We start from the raw sequence: 16,515 nt of genomic DNA, 5'->3' as shown, positions 1-16,515 counted from the left end.
GACCTCGCTCGCAAAGCAGGCCTTGGCAAAGCCCCACGGCATGTACTTCTGATCGTTACATTATAACAGAAGAGCTGGCCGCTGGTTCCTGATCGGGAGGAGCATGATGACGGAAAGCGCACAACTGCTCGACGCGTTCGATGCACGGGTCGAGCGCCGCAATATGCGGCGCGAATTCTTCAAGACGGCGATGGGCGCGGCAGCCGCCGGCGTGACCGCCTTTTCCCTGGCGGGCAAGGCCGGGGCCCAGTCGGCGATCACCGACACCGACATTCTGAACTTCGCGTTGAACCTCGAATATCTCGAGGCGCAGTTCTATGCCTTTGCCGCCAACGGCACCGGCCTGGCCTCCAACCAGCTGACCGGCACCGGCACCCAGGGTGCCGTGACCGGCGGCCAGCAGGTCAATTTCGCGACCGGCAGCGCCGACGACGCCATTGTCGGGCAATATGCCCGCGAGATCGCGGCGGACGAGGCGGCGCATGTCGCCTTCCTGCGCACCGCCTTGGGCAGTGCGGCGGTCGCACAACCCGCGATCAACATTTCGGGCGATGCCAATGGCCCGTTCACGGCGGCGGCGCTGGCCGCGGGCGTGATTACCAGCGGCACCTTCAATCCCTATAGCTCGCCCACCGCCTTCCTGCTGGGCGCGTACATCTTCGAGGATGTCGGCGTGACCGCCTATAAGGGCGCCTCGCCGCTGATCAGCAACAAGACCTTCCTGCAGGCAGCGGCCGGTATTCTGGCGGTCGAGGCCTATCACGCGGCCATCGTGCGCACGACGCTCTATGCCCGCGGCTATGCCGACCCCAACCCGGAATCGTCGCTCATCACCGCCGCAGGCAAGATCTCCGACGCGCGCGACAGCCTGGACGGTTCGACCGACCTCGACCAGGGGATCGCCCAGACCACGGTCAACGGACAGCTGGTGTCCAACATCGTGCCGCTCGATACGAACGGCATCGCGTTCAGCCGCTCGCCGGGGCAGGTGCTCAACATCGTGTACCTGAACAAGGCGGCCGCCACGCTGGGCGGGTTCTTCCCGGCCGGCGTCAACGGCAATCTGCGCGCGAGCGTGGCGAACTGATCCCCTTTTTCCTCCTCTGGAGAGGATTTGAATCATGAGCGAAGAACGCTGCATTCTCGAGGTTATCGAAGAAGCCTCCGCCAAGCGTCGGTCCGATCGTCGCCGTTTCATGCGTATGGCCGCCGGGGCTGGCGCCGTCGGCGGCCTGGCGATGCTGGGCGCCTGTGGTGACGATGGCGACAACGTCATCGTCGTGCCCACGCCGACGCCCACCACCACCCCGACCGGGTCGGTGACGGATGCCGATGTGCTGAACTTCGCGCTCCAGCTCGAATATCTGGAAGCGCAATTCTACAGCTATGCCGCCTTCGGCACCGGCCTGCCGTCGTCGGCGCTGACCGGCACCGGATCGCAAGGCGCGGTCGCGATCAACACCAGCGCCACCAACGGCGCGGGCCAGCCGCGTCAGGTCCAGTTCAAGGACCCGATCGTCGCGCAATATGCGCGCGAGATCGCCTATGACGAGATCGCGCATGTCAACTTCCTGCGCTCGGCGCTGGGCAGTGCGGCGGTGGCGCAGCCCGCGATCAACCTGTCGGGCGATGCCAGCGGCGCGTTCACGGCGGCGGCGCTGGCGGCGGGCGTGATCACCAGCGGCACCTTCGACCCCTATGCCTCGGACGAAGCCTTCCTCCTCGGCGCGTTCCTGTTCGAGGATGTCGGCGTCACCGCCTATATGGGCGGCGTCTCCCTGCTGACGAACAAGACCTTCATCGAGGCGGCGGCGGGCATTCACGCGGCCGAGGCCTATCATGCCGGTCTGGTCCGCACGACGCTGTACCGCAAGGGACTGAGCAATTCGGCGCTGATCACCAATGCGGGTAAGATCTCCGACGCGCGCGACAGCCTGGACGGCTCGGCCGATCTCGACCAAGGCCTCGTGACGACGGTGAACGGCACGCAGGTGGCGAACCTGGTTCCCGCCGACTCCAACGCCATCGCCTTTGTCCGCACGCCCGGCCAGGTGCTGAACGTCGTGTATCTCAACAAGGCGGCGGTGACCGGCGGCGGCTTCTTCCCCAGCGGCCTGAACGGCAACGTCCGTACCAGCGCCGCCAGCGGCTAAAACCCCCTTCCCAAGGTCCCCTCCAAGGGCCGTTTGCCCCGATCGGTCGCCAGTCCCCTGGCCGGTCGGGGCATTTTGTTTGCGTCGCCGGGCTGATCCACCTTCACGCAAAACCGCTTCTTATCCGCCGCGAAGTCGCTTATGACAGGCCCATCCCCGGGGGAGCGCTGGCCTGCGCTTGAGAGGGGGGCAAGAGCCCCTGACCCGCTGAACCTGATCCGGCTGACACCGGCGTAGGGAGGGAGCGGCCCCATCTCTCATGGTCCGTTTCCTCCGCATGGAGTGGACGACTATGGCAGATATCCCCGCAAAGGCCGAGATCGGCGTGACGACCGGCCCTATTCGTGGCTCGAAGAAGATTCACGTCGGCCCGCTGAACGTCGCGATGCGCGAAATCCATCTCGACCCGTCCTCGGGCGAACCGCCCTTGCGCGTGTACGATACGAGCGGAGCGTATACCGATCCGAATGCCCGCATCGACATCATGGCGGGCCTGCCGCAGATCCGCCGCAACTGGATCGAGGCGCGCGGCGATGTCGAGACCTATGACGGCCGCGAAATCCGTCCCGAGGACAATGGCCAGCTGGGTCCTGACCGGTCGGGCGGCGTGCCGCAATTCCCGCGCACCGGGCTGAACCGTCCGCTGCGCGCGCGTGCAGGCATGAACGTCAGCCAGATGCATTATGCCCGCCGGGGCATCATCACGCCCGAAATGGAATATGTCGCGACCCGCGAAAACCTGGGCCGCGAAATGCTCAAGGAATATGTCCGCGACGGCGAGAGCTTCGGCGCGGACATCCCCGACTACGTGACGCCCGAATTCGTCCGCGACGAAGTGGCGCGCGGCCGGGCGATCATCCCCAACAACATCAACCACCCCGAATCCGAGCCGATGGCGATCGGCCGCAACTTCCTGGTCAAGATCAACGCCAATATCGGCAATTCGGCGGTCGCCAGCAACGTCGCCTCCGAGGTCGACAAGCTGGTCTGGTCGATCCGCTGGGGCGCGGACACGGTCATGGACCTGTCGACCGGCCGCAACATCCACGACACGCGCGAATGGATCATCCGCAACTCGCCGGTGCCGATCGGCACGGTCCCCATCTATCAGGCGCTGGAAAAGGTCGGCGGCATCGCCGAGGAACTGACCTGGGAAATCTTCCGCGACACGCTGATCGAACAGGCCGAGCAGGGCGTCGACTATTTCACCATCCATGCGGGCGTGCGCCTGCCGTATATCCCGCTGACCGCCAAGCGCGTGACCGGCATCGTGTCGCGCGGCGGCTCGATCATGGCGAAATGGTGCCTCGCGCATCACAAGGAGTCGTTCCTCTACGAACGCTTCGACGAGATTACCGAGATCATGAAGGCCTATGACATCGCCTATTCGCTGGGCGACGGCCTGCGCCCCGGCGCGATCGCCGATGCCAATGACGAGGCGCAGTTCGCCGAGCTCTACACGCTGGGCGAGTTGACCAAGCGCGCCTGGGCGCAGGACGTGCAGGTCATGATCGAAGGCCCCGGCCATGTGCCGATGCACAAGATCAAGCAGAATATGGAAAAGCAGCTGGAGGCGTGCGGCGAGGCGCCCTTCTACACGCTCGGGCCGCTAACGACGGACATCGCACCGGGCTATGACCATATCACCAGCGGCATCGGCGCGGCGATGATCGGCTGGTACGGCACGGCGATGCTTTGCTACGTTACGCCCAAGGAGCATCTGGGTCTGCCCGACCGCGACGACGTGAAGGTCGGCGTGGTGACCTACAAGCTCGCCGCCCACGCCGCCGACCTGGCCAAGGGCCACCCCGCCGCCAAGATGCGCGACGACGCCCTGAGCCGCGCCCGCTTCGAGTTCCGCTGGCGCGACCAGTTCAACCTGTCGCTCGATCCCGACACGGCGGAATCCTACCACGACCAGACCCTCCCGGCGGAGGGCGCCAAGACCGCGCATTTCTGTTCGATGTGCGGCCCGAAATTCTGCTCGATGAAGATCACCCAAGAGGTTCGGGAATTCGCGGCCAAGCAGAACGCGCCGGTCGAAACCTTCGTCGCAGCCGAGGATGCCGAGGCGGGGATGCAGGAGATGAGCGAAAAATTCCGCGAGAAGGGCGGGGAGGTTTACCTTCCGGCGGAGTGATAGATATATAGCGATATGGCGAGACGCTTGTGGGCCCGAATCATCAGAGACTGGGAAAATCAACCTCTCGCCATCATCGGACAAGCACTGTCGATTATAATCGCATTATCTTTAGCGCTGTGGGGTGCGCCAAACGCTTTGCCGAAACCGGCATCCGCTCAACCATTGGCAGACGCAAGCTATGCACTGGCAATAACTGTCTTGATAGCATCGGCATCTGCAGGTGTTTCACGATATGGCTTTCGAAAAAGCTTCGTAGCTGGATTTTGCCTTTCGCTGATTTTAGCATCTGCGTGCCTATTGATCTTTGCAATTTTAGGCGCGCCTTACTTGGCGAAAACGAGTAGGCTGATTCAGGGCTCATATGATGGCCCGCTGATGGATGTAGGGTATTGGACCGTTTTTCTTATTTTTGTGGTGGTTTGTAGTTCAACCGCTGTGAATAGGATGGTGTTGAGCTCACAGAATCTGAAGCCTGCTAAAGAAGGCGATCAGCAAGACCGCGGCGTAACCGTCTTTGAGGTTTTGATAGCTGCTTTCATCTGGGTGCGTGTTTGTCAGCTGTGCAGCAGAAGCTTATCGCTGCCTTTGTATTTCAAGCACCCCCGACTGAAGTTGACACGGTAAAATAGGTCGGCCAATCAATAATGGTACCGGCACTGCGCCACTTGCAGCACCTGCTCGTCGCCGCTGCCCGCTACCCGATACACCAGACGATGCTCATGGCTAATCCGGCGCGACCACCAGCCTGACAGGTTGCCGCCCAGCGGTTCGGGCTTGCCGGTCCCCTTGAACGGGTGACGGCGGCATTCCTCGATCAACGCATTGAGCTTGTCGCAAAGCTTGGCGTCATGTTCCTGCCAATGGCGATAATCATCCCACGCCGTCGGCCAGAACGCCACTTTCACGGAAAGGGCACGCCTTCGTCGCCCGCCTCAAAGCCGCGCACGGCATCGAGCAGACGTTCGGCATTCTTGGGCGAGCGCAGCAGGTACAGCGTCTCTTCGATCGACGCCCATTCGCTGGCGGAGATCAGCACGGCGCCTTCGCCCCGCTGGCGGGTGATCGCCACGGGCGCGCGGTCGGCGACGACCTTGTCGATCATCGCCTTCAGATTCTCGCGCGCTTCGGAATAGGAGACAGCCTGCATACAACTAAAGTTGTACAAGCACCTGTCCAATGTCAAGGTTCACCGCTTCCGCACGAACTCCGCGCGCAAGACCAACCCCTTGATCCCGTCGAACTTGCAGTCGATTTCCTGCGCGTCGCCGGTCAGGCGGATCGACTTGATGAGGGTGCCGCGCTTCAGCGTCTGGCCTGCGCCCTTGACGGTCAGGTCCTTGATCAGCGTCACCTGGTCCCCGTCGTTCAGCACATTGCCGACCGAGTCCCGCACCACCACCGCATCGTCGTCGCTGGTCGCGCCGCCCTTGGCGGCGGCGTCGGCGGCGCTGATCCATTCGCCGGTCGCTTCGTCATAGACATAATCGTCATCGGCCATCGCCTGTATTCCTTCGTCAGATAGGGGGATGCGCGACCCTATGCGCGCTCAGGCCTAATGATGCCATAGCGATTACAGATCATGACAGCGGCGGCAGCGCCCAGTCGATCGGCGGCTGGCCATGCTCGACGAGGAAGGTATTGGCCTTGGAAAAGGGCTTGGACCCGAAAAAGCCGCCCCGCGCCGACAAGGGCGAGGGGTGGACCGAGGTCAGGACGCAGTGCCGCCCTTCGCCCATCTCGCGCACGAACCCGGCCTTCTTCTGGGCATAGGCGCCCCACAGGATGAAGACGACCGGCTCGGGCTTGGCGGCGACGGCGCGGATCACGGCATCGGTGAACCGCTCCCAGCCGCGCCCCTGATGCGAGGCGGCCTGGCCCATGCGCACGGTCAGCACCGAGTTGAGCAGGAGCACCCCCTGTCGCGCCCAATGGTCGAGCAGGCCATGGGAGGGCGGCGCGATGCCCAGGTCGCTCGCCATCTCCTTATAGATATTGACCAGGCTGGGCGGCGGCCGAACACCGGGCTGGACCGAGAAAGCCAGGCCGTGCGCCTGCCCCTCGCCATGATAGGGGTCCTGCCCCAGGATGACGACGCGCACCTGATCCAGCGGCGTCAGGTCCAGCGCGCGGAACCACTCGGACGGGCGGGGGAAGACGCGCTGGCCGCCCTCGCGCTCCTCGGCCAGGAAGGTCTTCAGCGCCTTCATATAGGGTTCGTCGAATTCGGGCCGCAGCACCGACAGCCAGCTTTCGTGCAATCGAACGTCGCTCATGAATGCGTCTTGCCGTTCGCGACGGATGCGCGCAACCGGTGTCGCCGATGATCGTTATGCAGGCGATACGGTCGCCCTCCCGCGGCCGCCCGATAGGAAAGGAACTGGATCATGCAGCGTTCCACGATTCTCCTGGCCGTGATGGCCGCCGCGCTGCCGCTGGCGGCGTGCGGCTCCTCGAGCGAACCGGCCAATAACAGCGCGGCCGCCGTCACCACCAACGGCACCGAGATGAGCGCCGACACGCTAGGGGCGAAGATCCGTGCGCTCCCCGAGGGCCAGCGTCGCGGCGTCCTGTTCCGCGCGATCCGCGATGCCGGGCCGAGCGGCGCCAGCTGCCAGTCGATCACCGGCATGAAGGAAGCCGCCGCCACCAACGGCAACCCGACCTGGAACGCGGTGTGCGACGGCACGACGCAGTGGACGATCGTGCTGACCGCCGACCAGTCGGCCAGCGTCACCGGCCCCGGCCCCGTCACGATCAAGTGAAGCAGGGCGGAGACTCGACCGTCACCGTTCGGGACGGTCGAGTCTCGCCAGCGTCGCGGGATCGTCCTGCCCGTCGAAGAAGCGCGCGAGCCCCCGGCGGAACGGCGCGGGATCGTCGGCCACGGCGGCGAACAGGGTCAGCGACGAACGCAGCTTCATCGCATCGACCGCGCCGAAGATCGCCTCGGCCGAGCCCGGCGCATCGATCGCGGCGGCCACGGCGTCCCGCAAACGCGGTCCGAGCAGCGGATGCGCCAGATAGGCCCGCGCTTCCCCGGCATCGGCGACGGCATAGAATATCGCGGTCGGGCTGCGGCCCAGTCCGGCGATCTGCGGGAAGATATACCACATCCAGTGGCTTTGCTTCCGGCCGGATCGCAGTTCGGCCAGCGCGGTGGCAAAACTGTTCACCTGGGCCTCGACAAAGCGGGCCAGCGCGGCATCATGGTCGGGCGGGGATGACATGAAGGGGCAACCGGCCGCAGCCCCGAAGCGTTCCCGTTCATACGAGATTCGTCAGGAGAGAGACATGCGCCGTTTCGCCATCCTTGCCCCCTTGGCTCTGCTCGCGCTGTCGGCGTGCGGCGGGCAGGGTGGGGATACCGACTCGGATGTCGCCCCCGGCAACTTCACCCCGCCGGGCACGGCACGGCCCACGCCGATGCCGGGCGTGGCGCAGGTCAATCCGCTGACCAGCTATATCGGCCATTATCCGGGGGATGCGGTCGACGGGGTCAGCTTCTTCGATCGGACCGAGGTGGCGACCGCGCTGCACGATGCGGTCGGCGACCAGAAGCTCGTCCAGCGGATCATGTCGCGCGGCGCGGTGACGGTGCCGATCTTCCGCCAGGGGGAGCAGGGAATCGCCGCGCATGGCTGCACTCCGCATGACTGTGCCGACAACAACTGGACGGTCGAGATCGATATGAAATCGACCAAGGCGCGGGTCTGCTATCACGACCGCGAGACGATGGGCGACCGCAGCCACTGGTATATGGGCGGCGCGCCGGTGACCCAGCCGGGGGAATGCCCGCAGGCGTGAGTTTGAAAATTCCTCCCCTGTAAGGGGAGGTGGCAGGCCGTCAGGCCTGACGGAGGGGTGTCCCGCTCTCGATAGGGTGACACCCCTCCACCAGCTTCGCTGGTCCCCCTCCCCTTGCAGGGGAGGAAAGAGTCTAGAACGTGTATGCCAGCCCCAGCGCGCTCAGCCACTGGCTGCGCGAACCCGCCTGCGACACGATGGGGCTGTCGCCGAAATCGTTGACCATCCGGCCATAGGTCAGGCCGCCGACGACCTTCCAGCCCTTCAGCAGGTTGCCCGTGATCGAATAGGTGGCGAGACCGCCGACCGACCAGTCCTTCCAGCCCGAACGGGCGTTGTAGACCGGCAGACCGCTCGCCGCGCTCTGATCCTGGTTGATCGAGAAATAGCGCCGCGCATAACCGCGCCCGACCCGCTCGGCGGTGGCGAACAGGCCGACCGCCGCCTTGGTCGACAGCGGCGTGAAGTAATTGACCGAGGGCTGCCAGATGCCGCTGTCGTGCACGCCGGTCACGTCATGGCGATAGCTGACCGACACGGAGAGCCGGTCATAGGGGCTGGTGACGACACCGATCTTGCCGATGCCGACATAGCCGCCCAACTCGACCGCCGCGCCGATCTTGCCCAGCGCGCGGACGCGGGGATCGTCGATCCGCGACGGCGCGGTGCGGTCCAGGTTTACCACACCGATCGGCCCCGCCTGGATATCCCAGTCGCGATTGGCCTTGTCGCCGATCAGGTCGACCGAGACGCGGTTGCCGATATAGGTGATGGTGTGCCCGTCGATATAGGCGAGCGCGGCGGGGGCGGGGGTGAACTGATAGTCGTTCGACCCCTCATAATCCGGCAGATAGGCCCCGGCCAGGCCGACGGTGATGGTGTTCTTGCCCAGCTGACCCGCCATCTCGGCGGCGGCGGGGTTGCTGGACACCGTGGCGTCCTGCGCAAAAGCGGGGGCCGACAGGGACAGTGCGCCCATGGCGATCAGCGGGGCGGAAACGCGCGAAAATAGGCGCAAGACGGAAAACTCCCTGAATTCGGTTATCCGAAATGCAACGCTACGGTAACGATTTCGCTCCGGCGGATTGTGTCAGAAGATGTACCGCATTTTGATCTGTTGTGTTTCGGCAACAGAATCGAGCGTGAACCGCGCTGCGGCAAAGCGCGGCGGGCCGAACCGGATCACTGGATTGCGCGAAAAGCCGAAGCCCTCGCGCGGGATGCCCGCCAGCGTGTCGAGCTTGGCGTTGTTGTTCTCGTCATGGATGACGGCGGCGGCGTAATTGCCGTGCGGCAGGCCGTCCAGGTGGATGCCCCGTTGCCCGGCGGGAACCGAACGGGTCAGCGCGCGGGCATCGTCGACGCATTGCGGGAAGTTATCCGGGTCGGCGGTCAGGCACAGCCGGATCATGCCCTTGGCCGAGCGGAGCTGGTCGATCCCGATGTCCAGTCGGCTGACCGGCGCGGCGCTGATCAGCGGCAGGGCGGCCAGCACCAGAAGCGCGGCGCGCGGCCTGCGCATGGGCGCGCCCGAAATCCCCGAGCCCCCGGTCCGTGCCGCACAGTCGATCCCAGAACCGGAAATAGAGTCCATAATTGCACCCATATTGCTCATGATGCCGTTGATGATGGCTTGCCGTGATGAGCCACCCCCCCAGGTGCCCCTGCCACAGGAATCGCGGAAAGATCTCCCAACCCATGTGGTTGGTCACGCCCATAACGGTCATGATGGTCAGCACCAAGCCGAGCGCGCCGATGTGAATCGGAATCACAAACACAAGTAGCGGAATTACCACAGCGCCCGTCACCGCCTCGATCGGGTGGAACGCCATCGCGGCCCAGGCGGTCGGCGGGCGGCTGGCATGATGGACGGCATGGGCGGCCTTGAAGATGGCGGGCCGGTGCATCCAGCGATGCGTCCAATAGAACCAGGTGTCGTGCGCGATCAGGTACAGCAGCACCGAAACCGGCCAGTACCAGAGCGGCCAGGCGTGGATATCGGCGTAGATTTGCGTCCATCCCCGATTCTGCCAGCCCCAGGCGACGATCCCCGCGGGCACGCCGTAAATCGCAGCGGAGGCGAGGCTCCACCAGATTTCCCGCCGGATCTGCGGATCCAGCCCGGCATAGAGGTTCGGATGCCGCGCCTTGGTCGCCAGCGCGAATGCTCCCGAGGCGAGCAGATAGCGGACACCGACGATCAGCGTCATGGCGATGGCGGACAGGATCAGGGCAAGCGTCACGAGGGTCTTGTACCCTATCGGGGGCGGGGCTTGAACCGCGAACGTCCGGCGCGCGGCCTTTTGTTCGCGCGGAGGCGCGGAGACGCAGAGATGTCTGGTCGGGCGTCGGCGTCCGCCGCCCGTTCGTCCGCTGTCCTTGCCGTACCGTCGATGATGAGAAGGGGCCTGTCGGCCGGGCGTGACACCTCCGTGTCTCGGCGGCCGCGCGCGAGCTCTAATCCCAACCTCCGTTCAGGCTGAACGGAGGTTGGGATTAACCCCGGTGGAAAATCCGGATCGGGCGGTCGTGATAAACCCCCTCGACCGGCGCACCGTAGCCCAGCTTCTCCGCCAGTCGGATCGAGGCGGCGTTCCCCGGATCGATGATGCAGCACGTCCGCGTCAGGCCGCGTCCATCGGCCCAGCCGAGCACCGCACGCATCGCCTCAGCCGCAAAGCCCCGGCCATGCGCCGCGGGGACCAGCGACCACCCCGCCTCCGGCACCGTCAGTTCGGGCATGATCGCACGCCGCGATTCCAGAAGGCCCATATCGCCCAGCACCTGCCCGGTCGTCCGGTCGCACACCACCCAGGCGCCATAGCCGAACACCGTCCAGCACCCGACCGAGCGCAACAGCCGAATCCAGACATCCTCGCGCGGTCGCGGCTGGCCACCGATCATTCCATAGACCGCCGGGTCGGCCCACATCGCCGCCAGTGCGTCGAGATCGTCGGGCTGGTGACCGCGAAGGGTCAGTCGCGCGGTGGTCAGGGTTGGGGTCAGGGTCGGGGCGCTCATGCCCCGCAGCTTAGTCCGCCTCGCGGATCACCGCCAGAAACGCTTCGCCATAAGCATCCAGCTTGCGCGCGCCGATCCCCGACAACAACGACAGCGCCGCCCGGCTGGTCGGCCGTTGCGCCGCCATATCGCGCAGCACCGAGTCATGGAAGATCACGTAAGGCGGCACCCCCGCCTCCTGCGCCAGCTCGCGACGCTTGGCGCGCAGCGCCTCGAACAGTGGATTGTCCGCCGGATTGGCGGCGACCGGCGCGGCGCGACGGCCCTTGCGTTCGCGCTTGGGCGGCACGACCAGCGACAGCCGCGCCTCGCCCTTGATGAGCGCGCGCGCGGCGGGCCCGAACTCGAGTCCGCCATGGTGATTGGTGCGCAACGCATCGCGCAGAAGCAGCGCGCGGTGGACGGGCTTCAGCAACGCCGCCTCGTCGCCCGAGACGATGTTCCACACCGACAGCGCCTCATGCCCGTTCATCAGGCTGCGCTCGGTCGACTGGCCGGTCAGCACCTGCTCGATATAGCCTGCGCCGAACATCTGGCCTGTGCGGAACACCGCCGAGAGGAATTTCTGCGCCACGGTCGTCGCATCGACGGCATCGGGCGACCCCAGGCAATTGTCGCAATTGCCGCAATCCTCGGCCAGTTCCTCGCCGAAATGCCGCAGCAGAATGCGGCGGCGGCATCCCCCCGTCTCGACCAGCGCCCCCAGCGCCGACAGCCGTGCGCGCTCGCCCGCCTGCCGCTCCGGCTCGACCTCGGCCATGCGTTGCCGCGCGCGGGCAAAATCGTCGGCGCCCCAGAAAAGATGCGCGACCGAGGGGTCGCCGTCGCGGCCCGCACGGCCGGTTTCCTGATAATAGGCCTCGATCGACTTGGGCAGCCCGGCATGCGCGACGAAGCGGACGTCCGGCTTGTCGATCCCCATGCCGAAGGCGACGGTGGCGCAGATCACCATGTCTTCGGAGGCCACGAAATCGGCCTGGTTCTTCGCGCGCACGGCGGGGTCCAGCCCGGCATGATAGGCGCGCACCGGGCGACCGGTCCGGGCCAGCGCCTCGGCCAGCTTCTCGGTCGCCGCGCGCGTCTGGGCATAGACGATGCCGGGGCCGGGCGTGTCGGCGACCACCCGCGCGATCTGCAGGTTCACATTCGCCTTGGGGCTGATCGCATAGCGGATATTGGGCCGGTCGAAGCCCGAGACGATCATCCCCTCGGTCGGGATGCCCAGCTGCTTGGCGATATCGGCGCGGGTATGCGCATCGGCGGTCGCGGTCAGCGCGAGCCGGGGCACCTCCGGAAAGGCGTCCATCAGCGGTTCGAGCAGACGATAGTCGGGGCGGAAGTCATGCCCCCATTCGCTGACGCAGTGCGCCTCGTCGATCGCGAACAGGCTGAGCGGTGCGGAGCCGAGCAGCTCGCGGAAATGCCCCGACGAGGCACGCTCGGGCGCGACATAGAGCAGGTCGAGCTGCCCGTCGCGGAAACGCGCGACCGTCTCGGCGCGGTTCTGGTCGACGCTGGTCAGCGTGGCGGCGCGAATGCCGACCGCCTCGGCGGCGCGCAGCTGGTCATGCATCAGCGCGATCAGCGGGCTGACCACGACGCAGCAGCCGTCCATCATCACGGCGGGCAACTGGTAGCAGAGCGACTTGCCCGCGCCGGTCGGCATGACCGCCAGCGTCCGCTGCCGCGCGAGCACACGGTCGACCACCTGTTCCTGCACACCCCGGAACTGGTTGTACCCGAAAACTTCGTGGAGCTTGGCAAGGGGGTCGGCGACCATCGCCGTGCATGTAGCGACGCCATGGGGGCGGGGAAAGGGCGGGGAGCCCCTTCCGGCGTGTCGTCGCACGCTCGTGTCCGATTTCTCCATCGCGATAGTGCAAAGATACCAGGAAACTTCCGTGCGCCCCGGGGTTTTGACCCTCCATCATCCCAAAGCCAAAGAGGAGATGTTCCATGAACACCGACACGATGAATGGTGCGGCCACCGACTTCGGCGGCAAGGTCAAGCAGGGCATGGGCGCCATGCTGGGCGACAAGTCGATGGAAGCCGAGGGCAAGGGCGAACAGCTGAGCGGCAAGACGCAGAAGGTGTTCGGCGATGCCAAGACCAGCGTCGACCAGACGGTCCGCCCGCTGCTCGACCAGGCACGCCAGTTCGTGAAGGATCGCCCCTTCGCCTCGGCGGCACTGGGCGGCGTCGTGGGTCTCGCGCTGCTGAACACGCTGCGCGGCAAGTAAGCCGAACGGCACAGCGAAAGGGGCGGTGCCGCAGGTCGGCGCCGCCCTTTTGCCATGCGCGGCGTGGCGGCATGAGAAAAATTCCCATCTGCCGCGAGCAATCATGCTTTGTCGGCAACATCCCGCATTCGTAGCATTCCTCCCTCCAACGCCATTGTGGAGGAGGCAGACGTGTCGCGGTCCGGAATTTTGCTCGCCCTCGGGCTGATCACCGCCGGGGTTGCCTCCGGCGAGACGGTTCAGAAAACGCCACCTCTCGACAAGCATGAACGCGTCGGGGCGTGGCAGCCCGTCGATGGCGGGGTACAGATTCCACTCTGGCCCAAGAGCGTACCCCTTGCCAAACCCGATAGCGGTGATCGGCCGGAGGCGACCGGCAACGGCACCCGCATGGTCGGCGGCCGTCTTTGGCATTGGGCCAGCTATGTCACGCGCCCGACCATGACCGTGTATCGGCCCAAGGATCGTAACAGTAGGGCCGCAATTCTCGTCCTGCCCGGTGGCGGGTTCGAGGTGGTGGCAACCGATCTGGAAGGTACCGAGATCTGTAACTGGGCGGTGCGGCAGGGCGTAACCTGTGCCGTGTTGAAATACCGGGTGCCGCAGGTCTGGCCTCACGTGAATGGCCGGCAGCAGCGGCCGAAGCGGCTTCTAGCGTTGGAGGATGCGCAGCGTGCGATGGGATTGCTGCGGGCGCAGGCGGCGACCTACGGCATCGATCCACACCGGATCGGCGCGATCGGCTTTTCGGCGGGGGCCTATCTGGTCGCGAATATGAGCAACACGACGGAGCGGACTTATCCCGTCGCCGACGCGGCCGACCGACTATTGCCTCGGCCCGATTTTGCGATCATCGCCTACACCGCGCGAATGCTGGACGACAGCAGGGGGCGTAACAGCCTGGAGCTGCGCCCCTGGGTGACGATTAGCCCCGAGGCACCGCCGACGCTGATCCTCCATGCGATGAACGATCCCACGGACAATATCCGCCAGCCACTGGCTTATGCGTTGGCACTGAACGACGCGGGTGTGCCCGTCGATATGCGGATTTATGCCAAGGGGGGCCATGCCTTCGGCCTGCGCCCAACTGCCGATCCGATCACGACCCGCTGGCCCGGCCAGGTCCAACAATGGCTGCACGATATCGGCATCATGTGAATCGCAACCCCGCTTGCCCCACCCGGTCCCATGGCCTAGCGCTTGGCCCATGAAGCGATTGGCCATCTACTGCGGGTCGGCGACCCCCTCCGACCCCCAATATATCGAGACTGCCCGGGACGTCGGGCGCGGGCTGGCGGAGCGGGGGATCGGCGTCGTCTATGGCGGCGGGCGGCTGGGCCTGATGGGCGCGGTGGCGGATGCGGCGCTGGCGGCGGGCGGCGAGGTGATCGGCATCATCCCGCAGGCGCTGGTCGATGCCGAGGTGGCGCATCGCGGCCTGACCGAACTGCACGTCGTGCCCGGCATGCATGAGCGCAAGAAGGCGTTCACCGACCTGTCCGATGGCTTCATCACCATCGCGGGCGGCACCGGCACCATGGACGAGCTGTGGGAGGCGCTGAGCTGGGCGCAGCTGGGCTATCATGCCGATCCGGTCGGGCTGCTCAATACCGGCGGCTATTACGATCATCTTGTCGCCTTTTGGGAGAAGATGGGCGAGGTCGGGTTCCTGCGGCCGCAGCATCGTGAGCTGTTGATCGTCGATACCACGCTCGACGGCCTGCTCGACCGGATGGGCGCGCATGTGCCGACCCAGCCGATCGTGCGCATGAACGCGGACGACCTGTGAGCGACACCGCCGCCCCGACCGAGCGCGACGCGCTGGTGGCGGCGGCGCGGGACTCGATCGCCAAGGGCTCGAAGAGCTTTGCGGCGGCGAGCCTGTTGTTCGACCCCGAGACGCGCGCGCGGGCCTGGTTGCTCTATGCCTGGTGCCGCCGCTGCGACGATATCGCCGACGGGCAGGATCATGGCCATGGCATGACCCGCGTCGCCGATGCGCCCGCGCGGCTGGCCGAGCTGACCGAGAAGACCGAGGCGGCGCTGGCGGGCCGGGTGGTCGGCGACCCGGCCTTCGACGCACTCCGTGTGGTCGCCGCCGAGACGGGGATGCCGCATCGCTGGCCCCGCGACCTGATCGCCGGGTTCGCGCTGGATGCCGAGGACTGGCGGCCCGAGACCGAGGACGATCTCTACCGCTATTGCTATCACGTCGCGGGCGTCGTCGGCTGCATGATGGCGGTGACGATGGGCGTCGCGCCGGACGATGAAGCCGTGCTCGACCGCGCCTGCGATCTTGGCATGGCGTTCCAGCTGGCCAATATCGCGCGCGACATCGCCGAGGATGCGGGCGCGGGGCGGCATTATCTGCCGCGCCAGTGGCTGGCCTATAAGAGCATCGCGCCCGACGCCATCATGGCTCCCTCGCACCGGCCGGGCCTGAGCGCGCTGGCGCGGCGGCTGACCGACCGGGCCGCTTTGTTCGAGGCGAGCGCGCGGATGGGGACGCCTGCGCTCTCCTATCGCTCGGCCTGGGCGGTGTTGTCGGCGGCGGCGATCTATGGCGCGATCGGGCGCAAGGTGGCCAAGCGCGGCCGCCGCGCTTGGGATGGGCGGGTCGGGACCGGCAAGCTGGAGAAGCTGGGCTTCATGACGCGCGCCAGCATCCAGGCGGCGCGACGGGACAAGATGCGGATTACCCCACGCGATCCGGAACTGTGGTCACGACCGCGTTAAGCCTGCGCCCATACCCCCGTTCAGCCTGAACGGAGGGAGGGCTTCAGCCCTTGGTCGGCTTGCGCTCGGTCTTGACCATCTGCGCGCCCATGCGGCGGCAATCGGCACCGATCACCGGATAGGGGACGTCGGTGTTGGCGGCGATGCGGTTGGCCAGGTCGGCCCGGCACTGCGCCATGGTTTCATAGCGGGCGGGGATGATCCGCGCCTCCGTGCAGTCCACGCTGCCGTCGCCACAACCCAGGATTGCCATCACGAAGAAAACTGGCTGCATAACCGTCTCCACTCGGGAAGAAAAACACGCCAGCGCGGCCGGAGGTTCCGGATTTGCGGCTGTCCGGCGGTGGGACAGATTGCCTTTTTCGCCGGGTGTCGCCGCGTCGGCCATGCCGTCGGCATTGAACTCCAGGCCCGATC

At 65.9% G+C, this 16,515-nt stretch carries 21 protein-coding genes and 1 riboswitch; of the genes, 10 read left to right on the top strand and 11 right to left on the bottom strand.

Annotation, left to right across the window (positions count from 1 at the left end):
- The first annotated feature begins 106 nt into the window (after positions 1–106).
- The 4 genes from ACQR50_RS16820 to ACQR50_RS16805 all read left to right on the top strand — a co-directional run bounded on the left by ACQR50_RS16820 (position 107) and on the right by ACQR50_RS16805 (position 4,920).
- The gene (locus ACQR50_RS16820) at positions 107–1,087 is read left to right on the top strand and encodes a ferritin-like domain-containing protein (protein WP_428970731.1); all 981 of its coding nucleotides are present in this window, start codon (positions 107–109) and stop codon (positions 1,085–1,087) included.
- Positions 1,088–1,121: 34 nt separating this feature from the next.
- A complete protein-coding gene (locus ACQR50_RS16815; protein ID WP_076714087.1) occupies positions 1,122–2,153 on the top strand; it encodes a ferritin-like domain-containing protein in 1,032 nt (343 codons plus the stop codon).
- Between the two features lie 147 nt (positions 2,154–2,300).
- A riboswitch (TPP riboswitch) is annotated at positions 2,301–2,410 on the top strand.
- Between the two features lie 35 nt (positions 2,411–2,445).
- Positions 2,446–4,293: a phosphomethylpyrimidine synthase ThiC gene (thiC, locus tag ACQR50_RS16810; protein WP_428969184.1), complete on the top strand. Its 1,848-nt coding sequence runs from the start codon at positions 2,446–2,448 to the stop codon at positions 4,291–4,293.
- Between the two features lie 15 nt (positions 4,294–4,308).
- Positions 4,309–4,920: a hypothetical protein gene (locus ACQR50_RS16805; protein WP_428969183.1), complete on the top strand. Its 612-nt coding sequence runs from the start codon at positions 4,309–4,311 to the stop codon at positions 4,918–4,920.
- 14 nt (positions 4,921–4,934) lie between these two features.
- On the opposite strand, the gene ACQR50_RS16800 is transcribed toward ACQR50_RS16805, so the two are convergent.
- The 4 genes from ACQR50_RS16800 to ung all read right to left on the bottom strand — a co-directional run bounded on the left by ACQR50_RS16800 (position 4,935) and on the right by ung (position 6,569).
- Entirely contained in the window at positions 4,935–5,201 is a 267-nt protein-coding gene (locus ACQR50_RS16800; protein ID WP_056435835.1) for a Txe/YoeB family addiction module toxin, read from the bottom strand.
- Positions 5,198–5,443 carry a type II toxin-antitoxin system Phd/YefM family antitoxin gene (locus tag ACQR50_RS16795; protein ID WP_056435832.1) on the bottom strand — a complete coding sequence of 82 codons (246 nt, stop codon included), beginning with the start codon at positions 5,441–5,443 and terminating at the stop codon, positions 5,198–5,200. Before ACQR50_RS16795 ends, ACQR50_RS16800 begins: the two co-directional genes overlap by 4 nt.
- A gap of 39 nt (positions 5,444–5,482) precedes the next feature.
- Positions 5,483–5,794, bottom strand: a complete 312-nt coding sequence (locus tag ACQR50_RS16790; RefSeq protein ID WP_428969182.1) for an alkylphosphonate utilization protein — start codon at positions 5,792–5,794, stop codon at positions 5,483–5,485.
- 79 nt (positions 5,795–5,873) lie between these two features.
- Complete coding sequence (gene ung, locus ACQR50_RS16785; protein WP_428969181.1) at positions 5,874–6,569, bottom strand: uracil-DNA glycosylase; 696 nt, start codon at positions 6,567–6,569, stop codon at positions 5,874–5,876.
- Positions 6,570–6,680: 111 nt separating this feature from the next.
- Between ung and ACQR50_RS16780 the strand changes: the two genes are divergently transcribed.
- The gene (locus ACQR50_RS16780) at positions 6,681–7,058 is read left to right on the top strand and encodes a hypothetical protein (protein ID WP_428969180.1); all 378 of its coding nucleotides are present in this window, start codon (positions 6,681–6,683) and stop codon (positions 7,056–7,058) included.
- A gap of 21 nt (positions 7,059–7,079) precedes the next feature.
- On the opposite strand, the gene ACQR50_RS16775 is transcribed toward ACQR50_RS16780, so the two are convergent.
- A complete protein-coding gene (locus ACQR50_RS16775; RefSeq protein ID WP_428969179.1) occupies positions 7,080–7,523 on the bottom strand; it encodes a DUF1810 domain-containing protein in 444 nt (147 codons plus the stop codon).
- Positions 7,524–7,587: 64 nt separating this feature from the next.
- Here ACQR50_RS16775 and ACQR50_RS16770 point away from each other — a divergent pair, with 64 nt between their 5' ends.
- The gene (locus ACQR50_RS16770) at positions 7,588–8,100 is read left to right on the top strand and encodes a hypothetical protein (protein ID WP_428969178.1); all 513 of its coding nucleotides are present in this window, start codon (positions 7,588–7,590) and stop codon (positions 8,098–8,100) included.
- Positions 8,101–8,233: 133 nt separating this feature from the next.
- Here ACQR50_RS16770 and ACQR50_RS16765 read toward each other — a convergent pair whose 3' ends face one another.
- The 5 genes from ACQR50_RS16765 to recQ all read right to left on the bottom strand — a co-directional run bounded on the left by ACQR50_RS16765 (position 8,234) and on the right by recQ (position 12,901).
- Positions 8,234–9,118, bottom strand: coding sequence for a MipA/OmpV family protein (locus ACQR50_RS16765; protein WP_428969177.1), 885 nt, complete (start codon positions 9,116–9,118; stop codon positions 8,234–8,236).
- 72 nt (positions 9,119–9,190) lie between these two features.
- Positions 9,191–9,511, bottom strand: a complete 321-nt coding sequence (locus ACQR50_RS16760; protein WP_330218791.1) for a DUF2141 domain-containing protein — start codon at positions 9,509–9,511, stop codon at positions 9,191–9,193.
- Positions 9,477–10,310, bottom strand: a complete 834-nt coding sequence (locus ACQR50_RS16755; RefSeq protein ID WP_428970730.1) for a sterol desaturase family protein — start codon at positions 10,308–10,310, stop codon at positions 9,477–9,479. Before ACQR50_RS16755 ends, ACQR50_RS16760 begins: the two co-directional genes overlap by 35 nt.
- A gap of 286 nt (positions 10,311–10,596) precedes the next feature.
- Positions 10,597–11,121: a GNAT family N-acetyltransferase gene (locus ACQR50_RS16750; protein ID WP_428969176.1), complete on the bottom strand. Its 525-nt coding sequence runs from the start codon at positions 11,119–11,121 to the stop codon at positions 10,597–10,599.
- Positions 11,122–11,131: 10 nt separating this feature from the next.
- Positions 11,132–12,901, bottom strand: coding sequence for a DNA helicase RecQ (gene recQ / locus ACQR50_RS16745; RefSeq protein WP_428969175.1), 1,770 nt, complete (start codon positions 12,899–12,901; stop codon positions 11,132–11,134).
- A 176-nt stretch (positions 12,902–13,077) separates the two neighbouring features.
- Here recQ and ACQR50_RS16740 point away from each other — a divergent pair, with 176 nt between their 5' ends.
- From ACQR50_RS16740 to ACQR50_RS16725, 4 genes are all read left to right on the top strand, one after another.
- Complete coding sequence (locus ACQR50_RS16740; RefSeq protein ID WP_428969174.1) at positions 13,078–13,362, top strand: CsbD family protein; 285 nt, start codon at positions 13,078–13,080, stop codon at positions 13,360–13,362.
- Positions 13,363–13,533: 171 nt separating this feature from the next.
- Positions 13,534–14,520: an alpha/beta hydrolase gene (locus ACQR50_RS16735; protein ID WP_428969173.1), complete on the top strand. Its 987-nt coding sequence runs from the start codon at positions 13,534–13,536 to the stop codon at positions 14,518–14,520.
- 49 nt (positions 14,521–14,569) lie between these two features.
- The gene (locus tag ACQR50_RS16730) at positions 14,570–15,151 is read left to right on the top strand and encodes a TIGR00730 family Rossman fold protein (protein WP_076714069.1); all 582 of its coding nucleotides are present in this window, start codon (positions 14,570–14,572) and stop codon (positions 15,149–15,151) included.
- A complete protein-coding gene (locus ACQR50_RS16725; protein WP_428969172.1) occupies positions 15,148–16,098 on the top strand; it encodes a phytoene/squalene synthase family protein in 951 nt (316 codons plus the stop codon). The genes ACQR50_RS16730 and ACQR50_RS16725 overlap by 4 nt, the downstream gene beginning before the upstream one ends.
- Before the next feature lie 43 nt (positions 16,099–16,141).
- Here ACQR50_RS16725 and ACQR50_RS16720 read toward each other — a convergent pair whose 3' ends face one another.
- Positions 16,142–16,486 (bottom strand): hypothetical protein, encoded by a 345-nt coding sequence (locus tag ACQR50_RS16720; protein WP_428969171.1) that lies wholly within the window; start codon positions 16,484–16,486, stop codon positions 16,142–16,144.
- Positions 16,487–16,515 lie beyond the last annotated feature (29 nt).

Source organism: Sphingomonas sp. Xoc002 (assembly GCF_050408055.1).
Lineage (GTDB): Bacteria > Pseudomonadota > Alphaproteobacteria > Sphingomonadales > Sphingomonadaceae > Sphingomonas > Sphingomonas yabuuchiae.
Note: the sequence above shows the minus strand (reverse complement) of the source record. Positions and strands in the feature narration are given on the sequence as shown.

What these genes read in the sequence shown, in the direction of transcription:
- ACQR50_RS16795 (WP_056435832.1), bottom strand. Translation starts at nt 5,443, where the DNA reads ATGCAGGCTGTCTCCTATTCCGAAGCGCGCGAGAATCTGAAGGCGATG.
- ACQR50_RS16740 (WP_428969174.1), top strand. Translation starts at nt 13,078, where the DNA reads ATGAACACCGACACGATGAATGGTGCGGCCACCGACTTCGGCGGCAAG.
- ACQR50_RS16815 (WP_076714087.1), top strand. Translation starts at nt 1,122, where the DNA reads ATGAGCGAAGAACGCTGCATTCTCGAGGTTATCGAAGAAGCCTCCGCC.
- ACQR50_RS16805 (WP_428969183.1), top strand. Translation starts at nt 4,309, where the DNA reads ATGGCGAGACGCTTGTGGGCCCGAATCATCAGAGACTGGGAAAATCAA.
- ACQR50_RS16760 (WP_330218791.1), bottom strand. Translation starts at nt 9,511, where the DNA reads ATGATCCGGCTGTGCCTGACCGCCGACCCGGATAACTTCCCGCAATGC.
- ACQR50_RS16780 (WP_428969180.1), top strand. Translation starts at nt 6,681, where the DNA reads ATGCAGCGTTCCACGATTCTCCTGGCCGTGATGGCCGCCGCGCTGCCG.
- ACQR50_RS16770 (WP_428969178.1), top strand. Translation starts at nt 7,588, where the DNA reads ATGCGCCGTTTCGCCATCCTTGCCCCCTTGGCTCTGCTCGCGCTGTCG.
- ACQR50_RS16750 (WP_428969176.1), bottom strand. Translation starts at nt 11,121, where the DNA reads ATGAGCGCCCCGACCCTGACCCCAACCCTGACCACCGCGCGACTGACC.
- ACQR50_RS16775 (WP_428969179.1), bottom strand. Translation starts at nt 7,523, where the DNA reads ATGTCATCCCCGCCCGACCATGATGCCGCGCTGGCCCGCTTTGTCGAG.
- recQ (WP_428969175.1), bottom strand. Translation starts at nt 12,901, where the DNA reads ATGGTCGCCGACCCCCTTGCCAAGCTCCACGAAGTTTTCGGGTACAAC.
- ung (WP_428969181.1), bottom strand. Translation starts at nt 6,569, where the DNA reads ATGAGCGACGTTCGATTGCACGAAAGCTGGCTGTCGGTGCTGCGGCCC.
- ACQR50_RS16755 (WP_428970730.1), bottom strand. Translation starts at nt 10,310, where the DNA reads ATGACGCTGATCGTCGGTGTCCGCTATCTGCTCGCCTCGGGAGCATTC.
- thiC (WP_428969184.1), top strand. Translation starts at nt 2,446, where the DNA reads ATGGCAGATATCCCCGCAAAGGCCGAGATCGGCGTGACGACCGGCCCT.
- ACQR50_RS16720 (WP_428969171.1), bottom strand. Translation starts at nt 16,486, where the DNA reads ATGGCCGACGCGGCGACACCCGGCGAAAAAGGCAATCTGTCCCACCGC.
- ACQR50_RS16790 (WP_428969182.1), bottom strand. Translation starts at nt 5,794, where the DNA reads ATGGCCGATGACGATTATGTCTATGACGAAGCGACCGGCGAATGGATC.
- ACQR50_RS16820 (WP_428970731.1), top strand. Translation starts at nt 107, where the DNA reads ATGACGGAAAGCGCACAACTGCTCGACGCGTTCGATGCACGGGTCGAG.
- ACQR50_RS16730 (WP_076714069.1), top strand. Translation starts at nt 14,570, where the DNA reads ATGAAGCGATTGGCCATCTACTGCGGGTCGGCGACCCCCTCCGACCCC.